Here is a 19,513-nt window from a genome sequence, read left to right as displayed (position 1 = left end):
TCGTTTCGACGTAGGAAAAATCTGCTAGTAGATTTCTCGTCGCTGCGCTCGCTCGAAATGACGATTTTACACAAAAAAGCCATAGACCTTCAGACCTAAATCTGCGAATCTGTGGCTTTAATTTTACCGTCATTTCGACGTTAGGAGAAATCTGCTAGTAGATTTCTCGTCGCTGCGCTCACTCGAAATGACGATTTTACACAAAAAAGCAAAAGATATTTCAGACCTAAAACCTGCGAATCTGTGGCTAAAATGTCATCGTCGTTTCGACGTAGGAAAAATCTGCTAGTAGATTTCTCGTCGCTGCGCTCGCTCGAAATGACGGTTTTATACAAAAAAGCCACAGACTTTCAGACTTTAAAATCTGCGAATCTGTGGCTATAATGTTATCGTCATTTCGACCTTGGGAGAAATCTGCTAGTAGATTTCTCCTCGTGAAGAACTCGTTCGAAATGACGATGAGGCATAGAAAAGCCACATACATTTCAGACCTAAATCTGCGAATCTGTGGCTTTAATGTTACCGTCATTTCGACGTTAGGAGAAATCTGCTAGTAGATTTCTCGTCGCTGCGCTCGCTCGCAATGACGATTTTCTTATTTATGCATAAGCAACCGCATCCTTAGATGGCAACTTGCTATAACCCATTAAATACTCATCTACTTTTCTAGCGGTTTCTCTACCTTCAGAAATGGCCCAAACTACTAATGACTGACCTCTTCTCATGTCACCTGCAGCAAAAACTTTTGGAATATTAGTTTGAAACTCACCTTCAATAGCTTTTACATTTCCACGTACGTCTAATTCTACACCTAGTTTCTCTATCAATCCTTCTTTTTGAGGATGTAAGAAACCCATCGCTAATAAAACCAATTCGCAAGGATATTCTTTCTCAGTGCCTGGAACTTCTTTAAAACCTAAAGCTCTTCCATTGGCATCAATTTCCCACTGAACTTCAATTACACTTAAAGATTTCAAGTTGCCATTTCCATCAGCATTGAATTTCTGTGTATTAACCGCCCAATTTCTGTGTGCGCCTTCCTCGTGCGAAGAAGTTACTTTTAACAACATTGGATATTGTGGCCAAGGCATGTGTTCAGTTCTAGATTGAGGTGGCATTGGCATGATCTCAAACTGCGTAACCGATTTTGCACCCTGACGGTTTGAAGTACCGATACAATCTGAACCTGTATCTCCACCACCAATTACAATTACGTTTTTACCAGTTGCTGTTAACTCTTTTCCTACAACCGGTCTGCCACCAACTCTTTTGTTTTGTTGTTTCAAGAAATCCATTGCAGGATAAATGCCTTCTAATTCTCTTCCAGGTAAATTTAAATCACGCGGAATTGTAGAACCACCAGCCAATACCAAAGCTTGGTAATCTCTTAATAAAGTGCTTAACTCCACGTTTTCACCAACATTTGCATTACAATTAAATACAATGCCTTCCTCTTCCATCAAGCTGATCCTTCTCTCCACTACATCTTTCTGTAGTTTAAAATCTGGAATACCATATCTTAATAGACCACCCGGAACATCATCACGTTCAAAAACTACCACTTCGTGACCAGCTTTATTTAGTTGAGCTGCAGCTGCCAACCCTGCTGGACCAGAGCCAATTACAGCAACTTTTTTACCTGTTCTAATTAATGGAGCATTTGCTTTGATGAAACCTTTTTCAAAAGCAATTTCTATAATGTGTTTTTCAATTTCCTCAATTGATACTGGAGATTTGTTGATACCTAACACACAAGCGCTTTCGCAAGGTGCAGGACAAATCCTTCCTGTAAATTCTGGGAAGTTATTAGTGCTTAATAATATTTCAGTAGCGTTTAACCATTCTCCTTTATAAACTGCATCATTAAATTCTGGTATTACATTACCTAATGGGCAACCCGATTGGCAAAATGGAACGCCACAATCCATACAACGAGCAGCTTGTTTATTCAACTGTTCTGTTGGAAGCGGATCAAGGAATTCGTTATAATGTTGTAAACGATCTTTTGGTTCTTGTCTTGAAGGCGAAACTCTTTCGTATTCAAAAAATCCTGTCACTTTTCCCATCTTAATTGATTTTAACTTGTTGACGTTGTAATAAAACTGCTTTGTATTCTTTAGGGAAAACTTTAACGAAATGTGCAGATTGTGTTTCCCAATCACTTAAAATAAATTCTGCAACCCTACTGCTAGTTAACCTGATATGATTTTTAAGTAAAGTCTGGATTCTTTCTTCATCCTCTGCTTGTAGCGGATCTAAATCAACCATCTCTGGGTTACATTTGTTAGCAAAGGTTTTGCTTACATCATAAATCCAAGCAATACCACCACTCATACCAGCAGCGAAATTACTTCCAGTATCTCCTAAAACCAATACTTCACCACCTGTCATGTATTCACAACCATGATCTCCAACACCTTCTACAACTGCGGTTGCACCTGAGTTACGTACAGCAAAACGCTCACCTGCTTTACCTCTAACATATAACTCCCCAGACGTTGCTCCATAAAGTGCTACGTTACCAATAATGATATTCTGTTCTGGTACATAAGTAATATCTCCGAAAGGATAAATAACCAATTTAGCACCTGATAAACCTTTACCTACATAGTCATTTCCTTCTCCTTCTAATGATAAGGTCAAACCTTTAGCAGCAAAAGCACCAAAACTTTGTCCTGCAGAACCGTGGAATTTAAAGTTGATGGTGTCAGCTGGTAATCCAGCACCTTTATGAACTTTAGAAACTTCATTAGATAACATCGTTCCTAATGCTCTATCTGTATTTTTAACTTCAAAGTTGGCAAAAACAGGCTCGTTATTTAAAATGGCTGCTTGTGCTTTTTCAATCAATTGATGATCTAACACATTATCCAACCCGTGATCTTGGAATTCGGTTTGAGTTAATGGTAAACCATTTGAAGGTTCTTTATATAAGATTGGTGTTAAATCGATGTGTTTTAACTTCCAATCATCCTCACTAAAGTCTCTTACTTTTAACACCTGAGACTGACCAACCATTTCATTGATTGTTCTGAAACCAAGTTCAGCCATGATCTCACGTAATTCTTCAGCTAAGAAATGGAATAAGTTTACCACATGATCGGCATCACCAGTAAATAACTTTCTTAATTCTGGATCTTGAGTTGCCACACCAACCGGACAAGTATTTAAATGACACTTACGCATCATGATACAACCAGCAGTTACTAATGCAGCGGTGGCTACTCCCCATTCTTCTGCTCCTAATAAAGCAGCAATGGCAATATCACGACCAGTTTTTAACTGACCATCAGTTTGTACAACTACCCTACTTCTTAATCTGTTTTTAACCAAGGTTTGGTGTGCTTCTGCCAAACCTAATTCCCATGGCAAACCTGCATGTTGAATTGAAGTTAATGGCGATGCACCTGTTCCACCATCATAACCAGAAACTAAAATTACATCAGCATGTGCTTTTGCAACTCCAGCAGCAATGGTACCAACACCTGCTTTAGAAACTAACTTCACGTTAATTCTAGCGGCTCTGTTGGCATTTTTCAAATCGAAAATTAGCTGTGCTAAATCTTCAATAGAATAAATGTCATGGTGTGGTGGTGGTGAGATTAAACCTACGCCAGGTGTAGCATGACGAACTTTTGCAATCCAATCATCCACTTTGTGACCTGGTAACTGACCACCTTCTCCTGGTTTTGCACCTTGAGCCATTTTAATCTGTAACTCATCAGCATTGGTTAAATAATAACTGGTTACTCCGAAACGAGCAGATGCAATTTGTTTAATGGCCGAACGCATCGAATCGCCGTTTGCCATTTTTTGGTAACGCATCTCGTCTTCACCACCCTCTCCAGTATTGCTTTTTCCGCCGATGCGGTTCATGGCAATTGCTAAAGTTGAGTGTGCCTCATGAGAAATTGACCCAAATGACATGGCGCCAGTTGCAAATCTTTTTAAGATAGATTCAGTAGATTCTACCTCGTCTAATCCTACTGCAGGGCGAGAATAATCAAATTCTAATAAGCCACGAATGGTATATGCCTGAGCAGTTTGCTCATTAATTAATTTAGAATATCTCTTGAAAGTCGCAAAATCATTTCTTCTTGTTGCATTTTGTAACAAGTGGATGCTTTCTGGATTAAACAAGTGTTTTTCACCGCGTCTTCTCCATTTATAAGTTCCACCAGCCGCTAAAATTGGTTCTGCTTGTGTTTTTGGTCCGAAACTACGACGATGTTTAATCAAGGTTTCGTGAGCAATTTCATCTAATCCTAATCCGCCGATACGAGATACAGCACCAGTGAAATGTGTGTTAACTACTTGCTGATTGATACCTAAAATCTCAAAAATCTGTGCACCATGGTATGATTGTAATGTAGAAATTCCCATTTTAGAGAAGATTTTCAATAAACCATTATTTGTAGCGTAGATATAATTTGAAATTAATTTCTCTTGACTTAAACCGCTTTCAACGTCAAATCTTCTGATGGTTTCTAAAGCTAAATATGGGTTAACAGCAGTTGCACCAAAACCAATTAAGGTTGCAAAATGATGAACCTCCCAAACATCACCTGCTTCTACCACTATACCAACTGCACCACGATATCCTTTTCTAATCAAGTGATGGTGAACTGAAGAAACCGCCAATAAAGAAGGAATTGCAGCATGTTCTGAATCGATTGCTCTATCTGAAAGCACAATTACTTGGAAACCATCTTCAACCGCATCTACCGCATAACGACATAAACGATCTAAAGCTTTTTGCATTGCTCCAGGTTTGCCATCAGCTCTAAAATACATTTGAAGTGTTTTAGATTGGAATAATCCAGTATCTATACTTCTTAATTTTTCTAGTTCTAAGTTGGTTAATATTGGATGTTTGATTCCCACACAGTGACACTGCATTTGGTTCTCTTCCAATAAATTACCGTTGTTACCCATAAATCCTGCTAAGGACATGACTACCTTTTCACGAATTGGATCGATTGGTGGATTGGTAACCTGAGCAAATAGTTGTTTGAAGTAAGAAGACAAATGTTGTGGGCGTTTAGACAAAATAGCCAATGGCGTATCTGTACCCATTGATCCAATTGCTTCTTTACCTTCAATTGCCATTGGTTTTAACAACAAATCGATATCTTCTCTGCTGTAACCAAAAACTTGTTGGTATTTAAAGATAGAATCTTCTGCCAAGTTGGTAAACATCACCCTTGGTTCTGGCAATTCTTCTAATTTAATTTGATATTGATTAATCCAATCTGCATAAGGACGGCGACCACAAACTTGTTGTTTGATTTCTTGATCACTGATAATTCTGCCTTGTTGCATGTCTACAACGAACATCTTACCTGGTGTTAATCGGCCTTTTTCAATAACCGTACTTTGGTCAATTGCTAAAGCCCCAGATTCTGAAGCCATGATTACCCTATCATCGCTAGTTAGCACATAACGAGACGGACGTAAACCATTACGATCTAAAGTAGCACCGATTAAACGGCCATCAGTAAAGGCAATGGCTGCTGGTCCATCCCATGGCTCCATTAACGAAGCGTGGAATTGATAGAAAGCCTTTTTAATTGGATCCATGTCATCGTTACCATCCCATGCTTCAGGAATTAACATCATTAAAACGTGAGGTAATGAACGACCAGCGTGCAGTAAGAGCTCAACAACGTTATCTAAACAGCCAGAATCTGATTGGGTCTCATCAATTACTGGAAGAATCATGTTTAATTCTTCTGGTGTAAAATATGGTGAGGCAAATGATTTAACGCTAGATCTAAACCAGTTCAAGTTTCCTTGCAAGGTATTGATCTCACCGTTGTGGGCAATAAATCTAAATGGTTGTGCTAATCTCCAAGAAGGAAAAGTATTGGTAGCAAAACGTGAGTGAACCAAGCCAAACGCAGAAACCATGCGTTTATCACTTAGCTCAGTAAAGTAAGTTCTTACTTGTAAAGAAGTAAGTTGACCTTTATATATAATGGTGCGTGAAGAGAAAGAAACGATATAAAAATTCTCTTTACTGCCATCAACAGTATTATAAATTGTTTTGGTTAAATAGGTTTTAAGGACGAAAAGTTTACGTTCAAAGTCTGCGCCTTCTGCAATATCATAAGGTCTGGCAACAAATACTTGCTCAATTTCTGGTTCAACAGAAAGTGCCATGTTACCAATATCAGTTGTATCGATCTGTACTTTTCTAAAACCCAGCACTTCTAGTCCAAGTTTTTCTGCAGTACGATAAATAATCTCACGGCATTCTTCTCTTGCACGTATTTCTTTAGGTAAAAATAGTTGACCAACGCCATAATCGCCATAAGCAGGCAAGCTAAAGCCTGTTCTTAAACATTCGTCGAATAAAAACTCATGCGGAACTTGAATCATGATCCCTGCTCCATCACCTGTATTTGGTTCTGCGCCACAAGCGCCACGGTGATCTAGGTTTTCGAGAATGGTAATGGCATCTGAAATTATTTGGTGCGATTTTCGACCTTTTACATGGGCAACGAAACCGATACCACAGGCATCGTGTTCGAAACTTTTACGGTATAGTCCTTGTTGTTCATTCAAGTGTTCCATTGTGGTTTGCTAGTTAGTGTATAGGAAACACTAAGATACTGATTTTTTATGACAAATTACATAATCGGTAATATTTTTGAGATACATTCATATATTATCTATTATTTTGACTATTAATTATCAATTTCATAATTGTTAACGATATCATTTGCAATATTGTTAAAGCCAAAAAATACTATTCTTGCATAAGAAATTGAAATTTAAGACTTAGGAAAGGTTTTTCAGTGCTGTAATTAATTGTAATCCGGCTTTACATTTTATCTTTTACTCGAGAAAAACGAGCAAAAGGATGCCATTTCAATCCGGTTTACGAACACTAGCCTGTGCTACTATGGTGGGTTGCAAACTACCAAAAGAACCACTGCCTTAATGATATAAACCTTTCCCGATAGCTATCGGGAGTAATGGAAAGCCCGAAGGTGAGGTACGAGCCGAGGCTTGGAATGAAAAGAAGGGCTGAAATAACCGAAATATCCTGCCATTGTTTTTCTAATCCTATCTATTTAGCAAGCAATTCAACAATAAAACAATCTTAGCATTGCCCCATTAAAAGGAGAGATTGGTTCGGGCGATGAAAAATCGACCTCCGAAGAATCGGAGCAGGCTCTCGCAATGACGAATCTCTATTAGCTAACTTGCAATTCAACAATAAAACAATTCAACAATCTAATAATCCAACAATAAAACAATATATCAATACAACAATCTTAAATATAATCAACTATCAATCAAACACATAAGTTTAATCTCAAAAAATCGCATTTTTCTTTTTGTAAAACGCTTCCTTTTTCTACCTTTGTGCCGGGCAAGTCTTTTACGATCAGCTCCCTTTGAACTCCCCCAGGGCGGGAACGAAGCAAGGGTAGAAGGTTGTAGCGGTGCGATAAAAGTTGCTTGCCCATTTTTTTTCTCTTACCCCTGAACGGGCTATTTTACTAATCAGGGTTTCTTCTGAACCGAACCATATTCTTATAAATACTATTAAATTATGAAATTTTTTATTGATACTGCAAATCTTGACAACATTAGAGAAGCACAAGATTTAGGCGTTTTAGATGGTGTAACTACTAATCCTAGCTTAATGGCTAAGGAAGGTATTACTGGAGATGCAAATGTAATTGCTCATTATAAAGCAATTTGTGATATTGTTGATGATAATGTTAGTGCTGAAGTAATTGCTACTGATTACGAAGGTATCATTAAGGAAGGGGAAGCTTTAGCTGCTTTAAATCCTAAAATCGTTGTTAAAGTTCCGATGATTAAAGATGGTGTTAAAGCCATTAAATATTTCACCAACAAAGGCATTAAAACAAACTGTACGTTGATTTTCTCTGCTGGTCAGGCGTTATTAGCTGCTAAAGCTGGCGCAACTTATGTTTCTCCATTCTTAGGTCGTTTAGATGATATTTCAACTGATGGCTTAACTTTAATTGAAGACATCCGTTTAATATTTGATAACTACGGCTACCCTACTCAAATTTTAGCTGCATCTATCCGCGGACCATTACATATTGTAGCTTGTGCTAAATTAGGTGCTGATGTAATTACAGCGCCTTTAGCTGCAATTACTGCTTTATTAAAACACCCTTTAACTGATAGCGGTTTAGCTACTTTCTTAGCAGATCACGCTAAAGCAAGCGGAAAATAACTGATTGTTATCTTGAGCTCGTCGAAGGGCAATTATAAAACATATTTAAAAGCCCCGAATATTTCGGGGCTTTTTTCATTTTTGACTTTACTGTTTAAGGTGTTAACCTTACAGAAACATAGGCTTTAATGCGTAAATATCCTTGTTCTTTCTTCCTTTCTTTATCCCTATAAATACTCATATTTAGGTATTGATAAAAACCCTCCATTCTTTATATTTACTTCATCAAAATCCTTATCATGAAAGCAAAATTAATCCTCTCTATATTATTGCTGGTATCAATAACAAGCTCTGCTCAATTAACTTTAAATGAGACCATCAATTACATTGATAAGAAGTTAAAAGAGACAGAAGACTTGAAAAGAACTTACAATGATCAGTTTACCTATGTGTTAAGTGGCTTAGGCCTCGGAATAGATGGCAGCAATAAGGATAAAGTGATCTTATCGTATAACCGAAAATTCTCTGATGGCACAAGTGATGAACTACAATATATATTCGACCCAACCCACATTTCGGATGTCCTCTTAATAAGCGATACTTATAAAGATGCTGTAGGAATGGTAAACTTGAAATTTGTTGGAGAAACCTCTATTACTAAACAACGAATAAATGGTAAGGTAACGGATACCACAACATCTGGATTTACATTGCCTTATCTCCGAACTGATCCATTGAATTATGAGCGACTGAAAAAAGCCTTCATCTTATTAAAGCAATTATATGCCGCTAAAAAAGCACCAGATCCATTTGCCAATTAGTGGGCATGTCATCGTCTCGATAGAACATAATTCGGATAACATCTTGTCGTTATATTGAACTCAGCGCTAGCCTGTCCGGCAAGCAAGCAGCGAGGATATATCTGCCAAGAAGGAACAAACTCATAGATCTCTCCTATCGTCGAAATGACGAGAAGCCTAACTCAACAAAACAGCTTTCACTTGATCGTAATTGATCTGTTCATCTGGCTCAATTAATATCCCCTTCACTCCTGCTCCGTTAGCGGCTTCTACATCCCTAGGTTTATCGCCAATCATGACAGATAAAGCTGGATCAATATCATATTTAGCAATCGCATCTAATAGCATACTTGAACCAGGCTTTCTACATAAACAAGGGTCGTTTACGGTTGGGTGGTGTGGACAATGATAAGCATCGATAAATTCTACGCCTTGTTTTTTATAAGTATCGAATAAGATTTGATGCATTTCTGCTAAACCTTCTTCTGTATATCTTTTTAAAGCAATGCCGCCTTGATTGGTAATTACGATTAATAAATAACCATCGTCATAGAACTTTTTTAATGGTGGTATCTGATATTCCAATACTTCAAAGTCTTCTTTACGGCATATATAATCATTGATTTCGTGGTTTAAAACGCCGTCTCTATCTAAAAAAATTGCTTTATTCTTCATGTTGCGAATATCATAATAATTTTTGGTTCTTTAACTTCATATCCAATGCAGCGCACCTGTCGCGACTTCTTCAGTAGCGAGGAGATACACCATCTCAACACCTTACCTCTAATCACTTCAAATTCCAAGTAATCGTATCACTATATTCTTGCTTGTTTTGGCTTGATATCACTTTAAGTGTATTTTTTCCTTTTTTAAGCTGGATATTTTCAAATACATAATGTACAGGAACATCTTTTACCAAAGGTTTTGTTGTTACTTTTTTGCCATTTAAGTAAAGAATTGGTTCTCCAACATTTGAGTAAACAGTTACTGGTGTAATGGCATTTACTCTTTCTGTAGTCCTACGTTCGGTTAAATACAAAACCGGTTCCTTGCTCCAATTTGCTTTATACCAGTAAAAACCATCCTTTTTGAGCTTTCTATCAAACGTTACCAAACCTTTCATGTTACGAGCTGGCATACTTCCCCTGTTCCACATTGGTGTAGCAAAATCGAATGTATTCCAAATATAAGAAGCACTAATGATAGGATGTTTAGCGATGACTGGCCATTGCATTTCATGGGTTTTAGTCGCAAAGTTTTCTGGGTATTGAGGCAAGGTATAATTCCAACTTTCTTTTAATGTTGCTTGTTCTTGTTGTTGCAAAACATTGGCATCAGCACCATATTCTGCCAACATCATTAAATTGTTAGGGTATTTTTGCGTTAGGCCATTTGCCCATTTCTCAATGTCTCCTATTTTACCTTCATACCAACCATAATAACGATTCATACCTTGGATGTCTGCATTTAAATTGGTTGGTCTATCCATTTCTCCATAACCACTTACCGATACCGTATAACGATAGGGATCTATTGTTTTAGCTAAATCATTTAAATCACGTGTAAGCACAGCTGGAAAATCTGCAGGCGTTTTTCCATAAACCTCGTTGTGTAAACCCCATACATAAATAGCAGGGTGATTATAGTTTTGTTTAACCAGCTCTTCCAACTGTTGTTTGGCATTATCACCTTCTTCGCCCGAAAAAGTATTGACAAAAGGGATTTCTGCCCAAATCACAAAACCCATGGTATCACATTGTGAGTACAAATATTCAGATTGCTGGTAATGCGCAAAGCGGATGGTAGTGGCTCCCATTTCTTTAATAATATCTAAATCTTCTTTGTGTTGTGCATTACTTAAGGCACTTCCATAACCCCATCTGTCTTGATGACGGGCAACACCATACATATTATACGGTTTGCCATTCAGCATCATTCCTTTTCCAGCAATCAGTTCAAATTTCCTTAAACCCAAAGGCTGAGTTACTTCATCTATCACGATATTATCTTTTAAGATTTTTGTGACCACTTTATAGAGGTATGGATTATTAAAACCATCCCAAAGAGTTGGATTAGAGATATTTATATCTTGAACAAATTGTTGTCTGCCTTGTGTAGTAAGGTGGTGCGAACTTGTTTTTTCTACTATACTTTTACCAAATTTATCATAGATGGTACTGTTTATCACTATATCTTCTGCTTGAGCACTGCTATTTTCCAACTTAACGGCAAGACTTAAATCAGCACTTGTTGTGCTTACATTTTTTTGAGAAATATAAATTCCTGGAGAAGCATAATCTGTTGTGGTAATGTTGATTTTGTTGGTTACAATTAAATTAACAGGTCTATAAATACCTCCGTAAACCCCAAAAAGAAAATGATTGATAGGTATAATGTCTTTCCTTGCTTTGTTATTGGCTTTTACCAAAATGGTATTTGGGCTACCTAATTTAATGGCATAAGTGATGTCAAAACAAAAAGCACTGTATCCACCTTTGTGCGTGCCTACCAATTTATCGTTCACATACACTTGGGCAACTTGTCCAACGCCTTCAAATCGCAGGAATAGTCGTTTGTCTTTATATTCATTACCAAAGGTGATTTCCTTTTTATATTGCCCTTCACCTTCATAAAACTGCTTGGTTAATTGCATATCCGTTGCATTCCAAGTATGTGGCAAGGTAACTTTCTCCCAGTCTTTTTTGCCAACAGTGGTATCATTTGTTTTTTTAAATATCCACCCTGTGTTAAAATTGGATACAATACGTGAAGTTTGTGCTTTGGTAAATTGATTAAGGCTTAAAAATAAAATGGTATAAATTATAATTTTAATAGTTTTTGGGTTGCTCATTGTGTGTTTTTAGTAATTGTTTTTTTTTTATTTGTTAACCACGGCAGGTTTTCTTCTATTGGCTCCTTTATTTTTTGTCAGGTCATCCCCTAAATCTGCTCTTGCTTGTTCTACGTAAACCATTATTTTTTTAACCATTTCTGGATATTGATTCTGCACGTCGTAAGTTTCTCCTGGATCATGGGCTAAATCGTATAAGGCCATTGGTACATTTATTACCGGTGTTGTTCCATTTTGACCATCTTTTCCTAACACCCCTGCTACGTATGATTGTGTTGCATGTGGCAATACCAATTTCCAGTTCTGATAACGCACAGCCTTGAGGTTATTTGTATCATAATAGTAGTAGAAAACATCTCTGGGACTTTTAATGGTTTTCCCTAATAAAACCGAGCTAAAATCTATTCCATCTATTCGCTCTTTTGGCAAAGTGCTACCACTTAATTTCATCACGGTAGGTAAAATATCCATATTGGTTAACAAGCCGCTAAAAATGCTCCCTGCTTGCACTTTACCCTTCCACCTAATAAAGCATGGTACGCGGGTTCCGCCTTCCCAAGTAGTTCCTTTTCCCTCTCTAAATCCGCCTGAAGAACCTGCATGATTGCCGAAGCGTAGCCAAGGTCCATTATCACTTGTTACAATTAAAATGGTATTTTCTGATAGTTTATATTGGTCAAGCGTTTTAATGATCTCGCCAATTGTCCAATCTAATTCCATGATTACATCTCCAAATAAGCCTATACCACTTTTACCCTTAAACTTTGCAGAAGCTGCCAAAGGAACATGTGGCATAGGTTGTGCAAAATAAAGGAAGAAAGGTTTTTGCTGATTTTTAGCAATAAAGTCTACGGCTCTCTTAGTCAACTTGCCACCAAACTCTCCCTGCTCTGCGAGATTCTGGATATTGCCTATTGTTTTATCTCCTTCTAATATTGGTAAAACAGGGTATTTGAATTGTGGTGTTCCAGCCTTAGCAGGATTTCCGTCATAATCTACCGGCCACATGTCATGTGAATACGGGATACCATAAAAACTATCGAAGCCATAATGTATAGGAAAGTAAGGTGCTTTTGAACCTAAATGCCACTTACCCAACATACCTGTAGTGTAACCATTCTTTTTTAATAGTGATGCAATGGTTTCTTCAGCAGGATTCAATGCAATCTCCGCCCAAGGCATCAGCGCACCAGCCAAGCCCAATCTATTTGGATATGTTCCTGTTAACAGCGCCGCTCTTGATGGACTACAAACTGCTTGTGCCGCATTAAAATGAGTTAAACGCATTCCTTCTTGTGCCATTTTATTAAAATTTGGTGTAGCAATGCCTGTCATTCCATAAGGCTCGGTATCGCCATAACCCATGTCATCCATGTTGATAATGATGACATTAGGTTTTGTAGCCGAACGTTGGGCTAATGAGGCTTGCGTAAACAAGAATAAAAAGATGACCAGGTATTTCATTTCATTTAGGTTTTAGCATCACCAAAAGACTTGCCATTAGTTTTAGTTTCATTCAATTCTATGGCAATTACAAAAGGACTAGTTGTATTTAAATTAGTGGGTAACTGAATATCGAAATAGACATTCGAATCTCCACTCATTCCCATATCCACAGTTGTGATTTGAAGTTGATTTTTACCATTTAACAAGAATGCTTTAGTTGGTTTTTGTTTGTAACTATTTGGAATAGTAAGCCTTAATACGTTATTTACTGGTTTATTGATTACCGTAAGATAGAGTTTGTTGTCTCTTTTGGTATAATAACCATATTCAGGTTTTGGCAAGCCTGAATACCTCACTCCATAAATTGCATCACCATTTAATTTGTTCCACTCGCCAAGTTTAGCAGCGGTATTGGCTTCTTCTGAGCGGATATTCCCTTTACCATCTGGACCAAAGTTAACGACCAAATTGCCGTTCATGGATACCGCATGCAACAACATATCAGTTAAATCATTCGCTGTTTTAATATATGATGATTTCCAATCCGAATTATATCCCCATTGATTGGGTGGAATAGTCATTACACAATCCCAATCGCGGCCATTTAGCACTTCAATACTGCTTGGCAATTTACGCTCCCAACCTTGCTCATAGTCGCCCATCATTTTACCATTGCTATCAAAATGGCGTTTCCCATTTTCATCAGCACGAAATCGACTTCCTATAATTAATCCAGGATGTAAGGACCTCAATTCCTTCTCTAAGTCATCGGCAAATTTGCTTTGTTTAACCCACGCGGCATCCCAAGTACCATCAAACCATAAACCTTTAGCTTTTGGATAGTTTTTTAATAATTCTATCAGTTGATTTCTGGTAAATTGCTTAAAATCTTCATAAGCAATGCTATCTGCTTCTGTTTTTGGTATCGCACTGCGGTAACCTTTATGGTTCCAATCGATGATAGAAAAATATAAATAAACATCAATTCCTTGGGCGTCATAAGCATCTACGACTTGTTTTACGATGTCTTTTTTATAAGGCGTATTGGCGATGGTATAATCGGTGTATTTACTAGGCCATAAAGAAAATCCATCATGATGTTTGGTGGTAAAGATGACATATTTTGCACCCATGGCTTTTGCTTGTTTCGCCCATTTGTTGGCATCAAAATCTGTGGGATTAAACTGTTTGTAAAGGTTATCATAAGTTGTTCTCCAGTTTGCAGGAGCTGATGGGCCAGACCACGAACGAATCCATTCTGCCGCTCCGTTATAACTTTTGCTTTCCCAATGCCCACCTGGAATAGCATAAACGCCCCAGTGTATAAACTGACCAAGGCCATAACTGCGCCAACGTTCCATATCGGCATCGGTTCGGTTACCAGTTCTATGTGCACCATATTTTAAAGGGATGGTATCGGTTTTACTTTTTGCTGCTTGTTGTGCATAAGTAGAAATTGATGTGACTATCATCAAAATTCCAAATAGCAAGTTTCTCTTTTTCATTGTGTATATTTAGAGGGTAATCATTTGTGGCTGATGTTAAATAGGATTACAAATACCATTTCTTATATCTCAACAGAGCTTCTAGAAAATAGTAATCTGCATAAGTTAAAGGCACGTCTACTTCAGATTTCCCTGGTAAGGAACCTGTGCTGTGCATTAATAAAAAACCACCATTTTCTCCAAGTTTTGCTCTGTAGTTTGGTGTAGAGAGTGATTTCAACATCTGCTCTGCAGCAGTTACATAAGTTTCTTGCTCTTTTTTTGTACTGTATTGTCCTAATTCTAGCAAAGCTGATGCAATTAAACTTGCTGAGGAAGCATCTCTAATTTCATTTGGGATTTGAGGCGCATTAAAATCCCAATAAGGAACTTTATCTTTTGGAAGGTTTGGATGGTTTAGAATAAATTGCGCAATGTTTTTTGCTTGATTTAAGTAGCGTTTGTCTTTAGTAAAGCGATACATCATGGCATAACCATAGAGTGCCCAACCTTGTCCCCTGCTCCAAGCAGATTCATTTGCTGCACCTTGAGCGGTTTCTTTTTTAATCACAGTCCCATCAACCATGTTATAATCTACTACGTGATAAGAACTATAGTCTGGTCGGAAATGGTTTTTAAGGGTTTGGTCTGCATGCGAAATTGCAATTTGTTTATAAAGCTGATTTGTTCCATTTGCGCTTACCCAATTTAACAACTCCAAGTTCATCATGTTATCGATAATTACTGGTCCTGCCCATTTTTTACTGGAGTTCCACGATTGAATGACTTTGGCATTTGGTCTATAACGTGTGCTTAGGGAAGCCGCAGCGGTATCTATAGTTGTTTTATAACTAGGATCTTTTAGCAACCTGTAGGCGTTGCCAAAACTACAATACATCATGAAACCTAAATCATGGTTGCCTTTGTAGTGTTTCTCCTTTTCTAGAATGGCTAATCTGCTTTTAGCTTCATTTAAGATTTCTTGATCACCTGTATATTCGTAGATATAAAGCAAAGCACCCGGAAAAAACCCACTGCACCACCATTTAGTATCACTAGTTTCTACTTTTTTACTTGCAGCATAATAGGTTTTTGGCATTAAATGAGGTGCTACATTTTTAGCTAAGATTTTATATTGCTGATTGGCAAATTGAAATTGTGCTTCAATTAGGGCTTTCATTTCCTTCTTGACAATTGCATTTTGCGCATTTGTAGTGAGAAAGGTTATTGACAATAAACAAATAGCGATTAGGGTCTTTATCATTAATCTATATAACTAAGTGGTTGTTTTCTTTCGGTTACGGGTTCTGGGTTTCTAAGCGGATAAAATGGATCGTAATAATACAATCCAGCTAGTTTGTATAGCGGCAAGTGAGTTTTCATTCTATCCGTGAAAGCGTTTGTATTTTTATTAATATTTGTTGTCCAAGCGGCTTCAGCTAAGGCGCTAATACGTGGAAACAGTAAATAATCTAACCTTTGAATGGTTGGCGCAGTCTCTGTCCATAAATTGGCTTGTATACCCAATATATTTTTAGCCTGTTCTGCATTTTCAGCTAGTTTGCTAGCATCAAATTCATATACATTTTGGATTGGGTTATATAGTTTATTCCATTTACGACCATACTGATGGGTGCTGTCTTGTACAAAATCAAAATACAGTGGTAAACGAGGACATAAAACGGTTTGATATTTATTATTTAATGCCGTTTGAAGTTGTTTAGGTTGATCGTGTCTCCACCAAAAAATAATAGTCTTGTCGGCAGGTAAACCAGCATCAGCCATTTCATCCCATACCAAAACCTTGGCATTCATCTGATAAACTGAATCTGCCATTCTTTTCATGAAATACAGCTCAACTGCCTTATCATCTTTTAGATTCTCTTTTTGTTTTAAGCTGGAAATCTCAGGGTCAGTTTTCCATTTTTCATTTCCGTAACTTACTTCATCGCCACCTAAGTGTATTAATCCTGATGGGAAAAGCACATTTGTTTCTTTTACAATGTTGGCTAAATATTGGTAGGTACTTTCTTTACCTGGATTAAAAGTAAACTCTGGATGAGCTTTTGAACCACCACCGGAATAAGCTGGATAAGCCATGTTAGCTGCAGTAGCATGACCTGGCATATCTATTTCTGGAATTACCGTAATGTATCTTTCAGCTGCATAAGAAATGATTTCCTTGATATCGCTTTGGGTATAATACTGTGCGGGAGCATTAGGGTTTAAGTAATTACCAATACCACCAATCAAGGTTAATTTTGGGTACTTTTTAATCTCTAAACGCCAAGCGGGTTCGTCTGTTAAATGCCAATGGAAACGATTAAGTTTATAAAATGCCATCCAATCTAAAATAGCCTTTACCTTTTCCTTTCCATAAAAGGCTCTAGACTCATCTAGCATGATACCACGCCATGCATAGGCAGGTTGATCTTCGATCACTAAATTTGGGATTGACAAACTTTGATTTGTAGCTTTAGCCGTTCTAACCAATTGCAAAAAGGTAGTTATTCCATAAAAAAGACCACTTTCTGTTGCTGCCGAAATTGTTATTTTGTTGGTATTGATGGTTAAGCTATACGCCTCATCATTAGTTTTACTTTTACCCTTATTGGTTAACTGTAGATAAATACTTGGTTTTTCTGATTGATGAACTGCAACTAAACTTAATTTGGTAAAGGTTAACAATTCATTTTTTAAGTACCAGCTTAGTTTCTGTAATTGTTGATTTGCAACAATTAACGTTGTTTGATTTAAAGTAAAACTACCCTCCTTTTGCAAAAGCGAATTAGGCATGGGTATGAGTGATGGCTGCTGCTGAGCCGCAGCATTAATTGCAATAAAAAGCAACAGGAATAAAATCTTCTTCATATACTAATTTAGTGCAATTACTTTTGTAGATAAAACTTTGTTATTAAATAAAGGGAAAAGGTTAATCGATGGGTATGATTTCCATTGATTAGCGGTTGGCATCCCCGATAGGGATAACCAACGCTAACCAAATTATTAATCAACACAAACATTATTTTTACCAGCCTGGGTTTTGTATAAGTACCTGGCTCTTGTTAATTTCTGATTGTGGTATAGGGAAATAATACATTTGAGGGGCTGTAAACTTTCTTGTTTCAAAAGTAAAACGAGCTCCCGTAGTAGTAGATCCATTACGTGTCCATCTCATACCCGTTGCAGGCCCATTGATTAGTGTTTCTGCCACTTTCCATCTTTTGATATCAAAGAATCTTGTTGCTTCTTCGAAGGTTAGTTCTACTCTTCTTTCATTTCTAATCACCTCTCTCATTTGCTCTTTAGTTAACAGTAAAGGCAACTTGAATGGGTTTAAGCCTGCTCTTTCTCTAATTTGCTCTACGGCTTGGTATACTTCTGCGCTGGGTCCGCTAAATTCATTTTGTGCCTCGGCATAGTTGAGCAATATCTCAGCATATCTTATCGCTACTAAGCCAATGTTATTTGATATCCCAAAATTTCCACCAGCACCTTCATGACAAAACTTCCTGTATAAATAGCCTGTTTTTGTAGACCCTGAAGTACCTAAACCATCACCTGGCGCATTCGCGTACAGGTTAACTACTGTTTTGGTATTGGTGGTGTTATTTAACCACAAACTTCCATCATATAATATCGAGTAATAAAATCGAGGATCTCTGTCTTTGTACATATTGGCCTCAACATAGCCCGAGCCAGCTTCATTGATATTCTTTCCATTTTTCATTGGATAAGTGTCTACCAATTCTTGCGTTGGATAAGAATAGGCTTGTCCGCCTCTAGAAACTGGCAAGAGATAAGTTTCATACCATCTACCAGTCGATTTCATCACTTGAAAAATATGTTCTTCGGTATTCCTTGTGATCATCATTTGGTAATAACCGTAACCAGGTGCTGTGGTATTGTCCTTAACCAAATTGTAAGTCCCTAAATCTATTACAGCTTTTGCAGCATCGGCGGCAACTTTCCATCTATTATTATCTAAATTGTCATAACCGGCCAAACTTTTATTTGCACCAGTACCAGGATTTTGTCCGTTAAACAATGGGCTTGCCGCTAATAACAGCACTTTAGATTTTAAGCCTAATGCAGCACCCTGGGTAGGGCGACCAAAATCTTCAATCTTTGTGGTTTTTGGTAATGCTGCACAAGCATCCAATTCGGCAACAATATAATTTACGGTTTCAGCAAATGTAGATCGCGGTAAACCAAAATCATCTGTTATCGCATAAACTTTATCACCAATAATGGGAACGCCACTGTAATTTCTTAATAAATGCCAGTAATAATAGGCTCTTAAAAATCGAGCTTCTAATTTTAAACTTGCTCTTCTTGGTGCAGAAATTGGAGCCCTATCTACATTCGCCAAAAAGACATTTACTCTCCTTATGTTATTGTAACAGTTGTTCCAATGATTTTTAAATCTAGAAAAGTCTGCCAAAGAAGCAAATGTTGCCGAATTAAAAGCAGGTGCAGCTTGTGCAGTTGCTCCACTCCAAACAATATCCGAATCGTCTGATGCATCGCTGTATGACCACAAACCACCACCCGTTAATCCGTTATCTAAATAATAGGTTGTAGCCAAACCAGTGTAAACACCAGTTAAGAATCTAAATGTTAGTAGACTATCTGCAAAAACTGTAGCTTCATTTAGCTGACCCACATCTGTTTTGTCTAAAAAACTACTGTCATCAACCTTTTTGCAGGCACCCAATCCTATTGCTAACAGGACAATTAATGCAAAAGCTTTTAAATTTTTCATATT

The 19,513-nt window shown here is 37.5% G+C and carries 11 protein-coding genes and 1 other RNA gene; 3 read left to right on the top strand and 9 right to left on the bottom strand.

Going from position 1 to position 19,513, the window contains the following annotated elements:
* Nucleotides 1-599: 599 nt before the first annotated feature.
* Both R2Q59_RS05185 and gltB read right to left on the bottom strand, forming a co-directional pair.
* Nucleotides 600-2,066, bottom strand: coding sequence for a glutamate synthase subunit beta (locus tag R2Q59_RS05185; protein ID WP_316784174.1), 1,467 nt, complete (start codon nucleotides 2,064-2,066; stop codon nucleotides 600-602).
* 1 nt (nucleotide 2,067) lies between these two features.
* A complete protein-coding gene (gene gltB, locus R2Q59_RS05180) occupies nucleotides 2,068-6,576 on the bottom strand; it encodes a glutamate synthase large subunit (protein ID WP_316784172.1) in 4,509 nt (1,502 codons plus the stop codon).
* A gap of 803 nt (nucleotides 6,577-7,379) precedes the next feature.
* On the opposite strand from gltB, the gene ffs reads away from it, so the two are divergent.
* The 3 genes from ffs to R2Q59_RS05165 all read left to right on the top strand — a co-directional run bounded on the left by ffs (nucleotide 7,380) and on the right by R2Q59_RS05165 (nucleotide 8,985).
* An RNA gene (gene ffs, locus R2Q59_RS05175) (signal recognition particle sRNA small type) lies at nucleotides 7,380-7,479 on the top strand.
* A gap of 85 nt (nucleotides 7,480-7,564) precedes the next feature.
* Nucleotides 7,565-8,224 (top strand): fructose-6-phosphate aldolase, encoded by a 660-nt coding sequence (gene fsa, locus R2Q59_RS05170; RefSeq protein WP_316766486.1) that lies wholly within the window; start codon nucleotides 7,565-7,567, stop codon nucleotides 8,222-8,224.
* Nucleotides 8,225-8,463: 239 nt separating this feature from the next.
* Nucleotides 8,464-8,985 carry a hypothetical protein gene (locus tag R2Q59_RS05165; protein WP_316766484.1) on the top strand — a complete coding sequence of 174 codons (522 nt, stop codon included), beginning with the start codon at nucleotides 8,464-8,466 and terminating at the stop codon, nucleotides 8,983-8,985.
* Between the two features lie 156 nt (nucleotides 8,986-9,141).
* On the opposite strand, the gene R2Q59_RS05160 is transcribed toward R2Q59_RS05165, so the two are convergent.
* From R2Q59_RS05160 to R2Q59_RS05130, 7 genes are all read right to left on the bottom strand, one after another.
* Nucleotides 9,142-9,639 carry an HAD family hydrolase gene (locus R2Q59_RS05160; RefSeq protein WP_316784170.1) on the bottom strand — a complete coding sequence of 166 codons (498 nt, stop codon included), beginning with the start codon at nucleotides 9,637-9,639 and terminating at the stop codon, nucleotides 9,142-9,144.
* A gap of 112 nt (nucleotides 9,640-9,751) precedes the next feature.
* Nucleotides 9,752-11,815: a glycoside hydrolase family 2 protein gene (locus R2Q59_RS05155; protein WP_316784168.1), complete on the bottom strand. Its 2,064-nt coding sequence runs from the start codon at nucleotides 11,813-11,815 to the stop codon at nucleotides 9,752-9,754.
* Between the two features lie 27 nt (nucleotides 11,816-11,842).
* A complete protein-coding gene (locus R2Q59_RS05150) occupies nucleotides 11,843-13,279 on the bottom strand; it encodes a sulfatase (protein ID WP_316784166.1) in 1,437 nt (478 codons plus the stop codon).
* A gap of 5 nt (nucleotides 13,280-13,284) precedes the next feature.
* Nucleotides 13,285-14,766, bottom strand: coding sequence for an alpha-L-fucosidase (locus R2Q59_RS05145; RefSeq protein WP_316784164.1), 1,482 nt, complete (start codon nucleotides 14,764-14,766; stop codon nucleotides 13,285-13,287).
* Between the two features lie 46 nt (nucleotides 14,767-14,812).
* Nucleotides 14,813-16,009: a glycoside hydrolase family 88 protein gene (locus R2Q59_RS05140; protein WP_316784162.1), complete on the bottom strand. Its 1,197-nt coding sequence runs from the start codon at nucleotides 16,007-16,009 to the stop codon at nucleotides 14,813-14,815.
* Complete coding sequence (locus tag R2Q59_RS05135; RefSeq protein ID WP_316784160.1) at nucleotides 16,009-17,616, bottom strand: beta-N-acetylhexosaminidase; 1,608 nt, start codon at nucleotides 17,614-17,616, stop codon at nucleotides 16,009-16,011. The genes R2Q59_RS05140 and R2Q59_RS05135 overlap by 1 nt, the downstream gene beginning before the upstream one ends.
* A gap of 157 nt (nucleotides 17,617-17,773) precedes the next feature.
* Nucleotides 17,774-19,510 (bottom strand): RagB/SusD family nutrient uptake outer membrane protein, encoded by a 1,737-nt coding sequence (locus tag R2Q59_RS05130; protein ID WP_316784157.1) that lies wholly within the window; start codon nucleotides 19,508-19,510, stop codon nucleotides 17,774-17,776.
* Nucleotides 19,511-19,513 lie beyond the last annotated feature (3 nt).

The organism is Pedobacter frigiditerrae (assembly GCF_032678705.1).
Taxonomy (GTDB): domain Bacteria; phylum Bacteroidota; class Bacteroidia; order Sphingobacteriales; family Sphingobacteriaceae; genus Pedobacter; species Pedobacter frigiditerrae_A.
The sequence above is the reverse complement of the archived record's forward strand: the minus strand, read 5'-3'. Positions and strand labels throughout refer to the sequence as shown.

Coding starts and splice junctions, on each gene's coding strand:
- R2Q59_RS05130 (WP_316784157.1), bottom strand. CDS start 19,510: ATGAAAAATTTAAAAGCTTTTGCATTAATTGTCCTGTTAGCAATAGGA.
- R2Q59_RS05145 (WP_316784164.1), bottom strand. CDS start 14,766: ATGAAAAAGAGAAACTTGCTATTTGGAATTTTGATGATAGTCACATCA.
- R2Q59_RS05185 (WP_316784174.1), bottom strand. CDS start 2,066: ATGGGAAAAGTGACAGGATTTTTTGAATACGAAAGAGTTTCGCCTTCA.
- fsa (WP_316766486.1), top strand. CDS start 7,565: ATGAAATTTTTTATTGATACTGCAAATCTTGACAACATTAGAGAAGCA.
- R2Q59_RS05160 (WP_316784170.1), bottom strand. CDS start 9,639: ATGAAGAATAAAGCAATTTTTTTAGATAGAGACGGCGTTTTAAACCAC.
- R2Q59_RS05140 (WP_316784162.1), bottom strand. CDS start 16,009: ATGATAAAGACCCTAATCGCTATTTGTTTATTGTCAATAACCTTTCTC.
- gltB (WP_316784172.1), bottom strand. CDS start 6,576: ATGGAACACTTGAATGAACAACAAGGACTATACCGTAAAAGTTTCGAA.
- R2Q59_RS05155 (WP_316784168.1), bottom strand. CDS start 11,815: ATGAGCAACCCAAAAACTATTAAAATTATAATTTATACCATTTTATTT.
- R2Q59_RS05165 (WP_316766484.1), top strand. CDS start 8,464: ATGAAAGCAAAATTAATCCTCTCTATATTATTGCTGGTATCAATAACA.
- R2Q59_RS05150 (WP_316784166.1), bottom strand. CDS start 13,279: ATGAAATACCTGGTCATCTTTTTATTCTTGTTTACGCAAGCCTCATTA.
- R2Q59_RS05135 (WP_316784160.1), bottom strand. CDS start 17,616: ATGAAGAAGATTTTATTCCTGTTGCTTTTTATTGCAATTAATGCTGCG.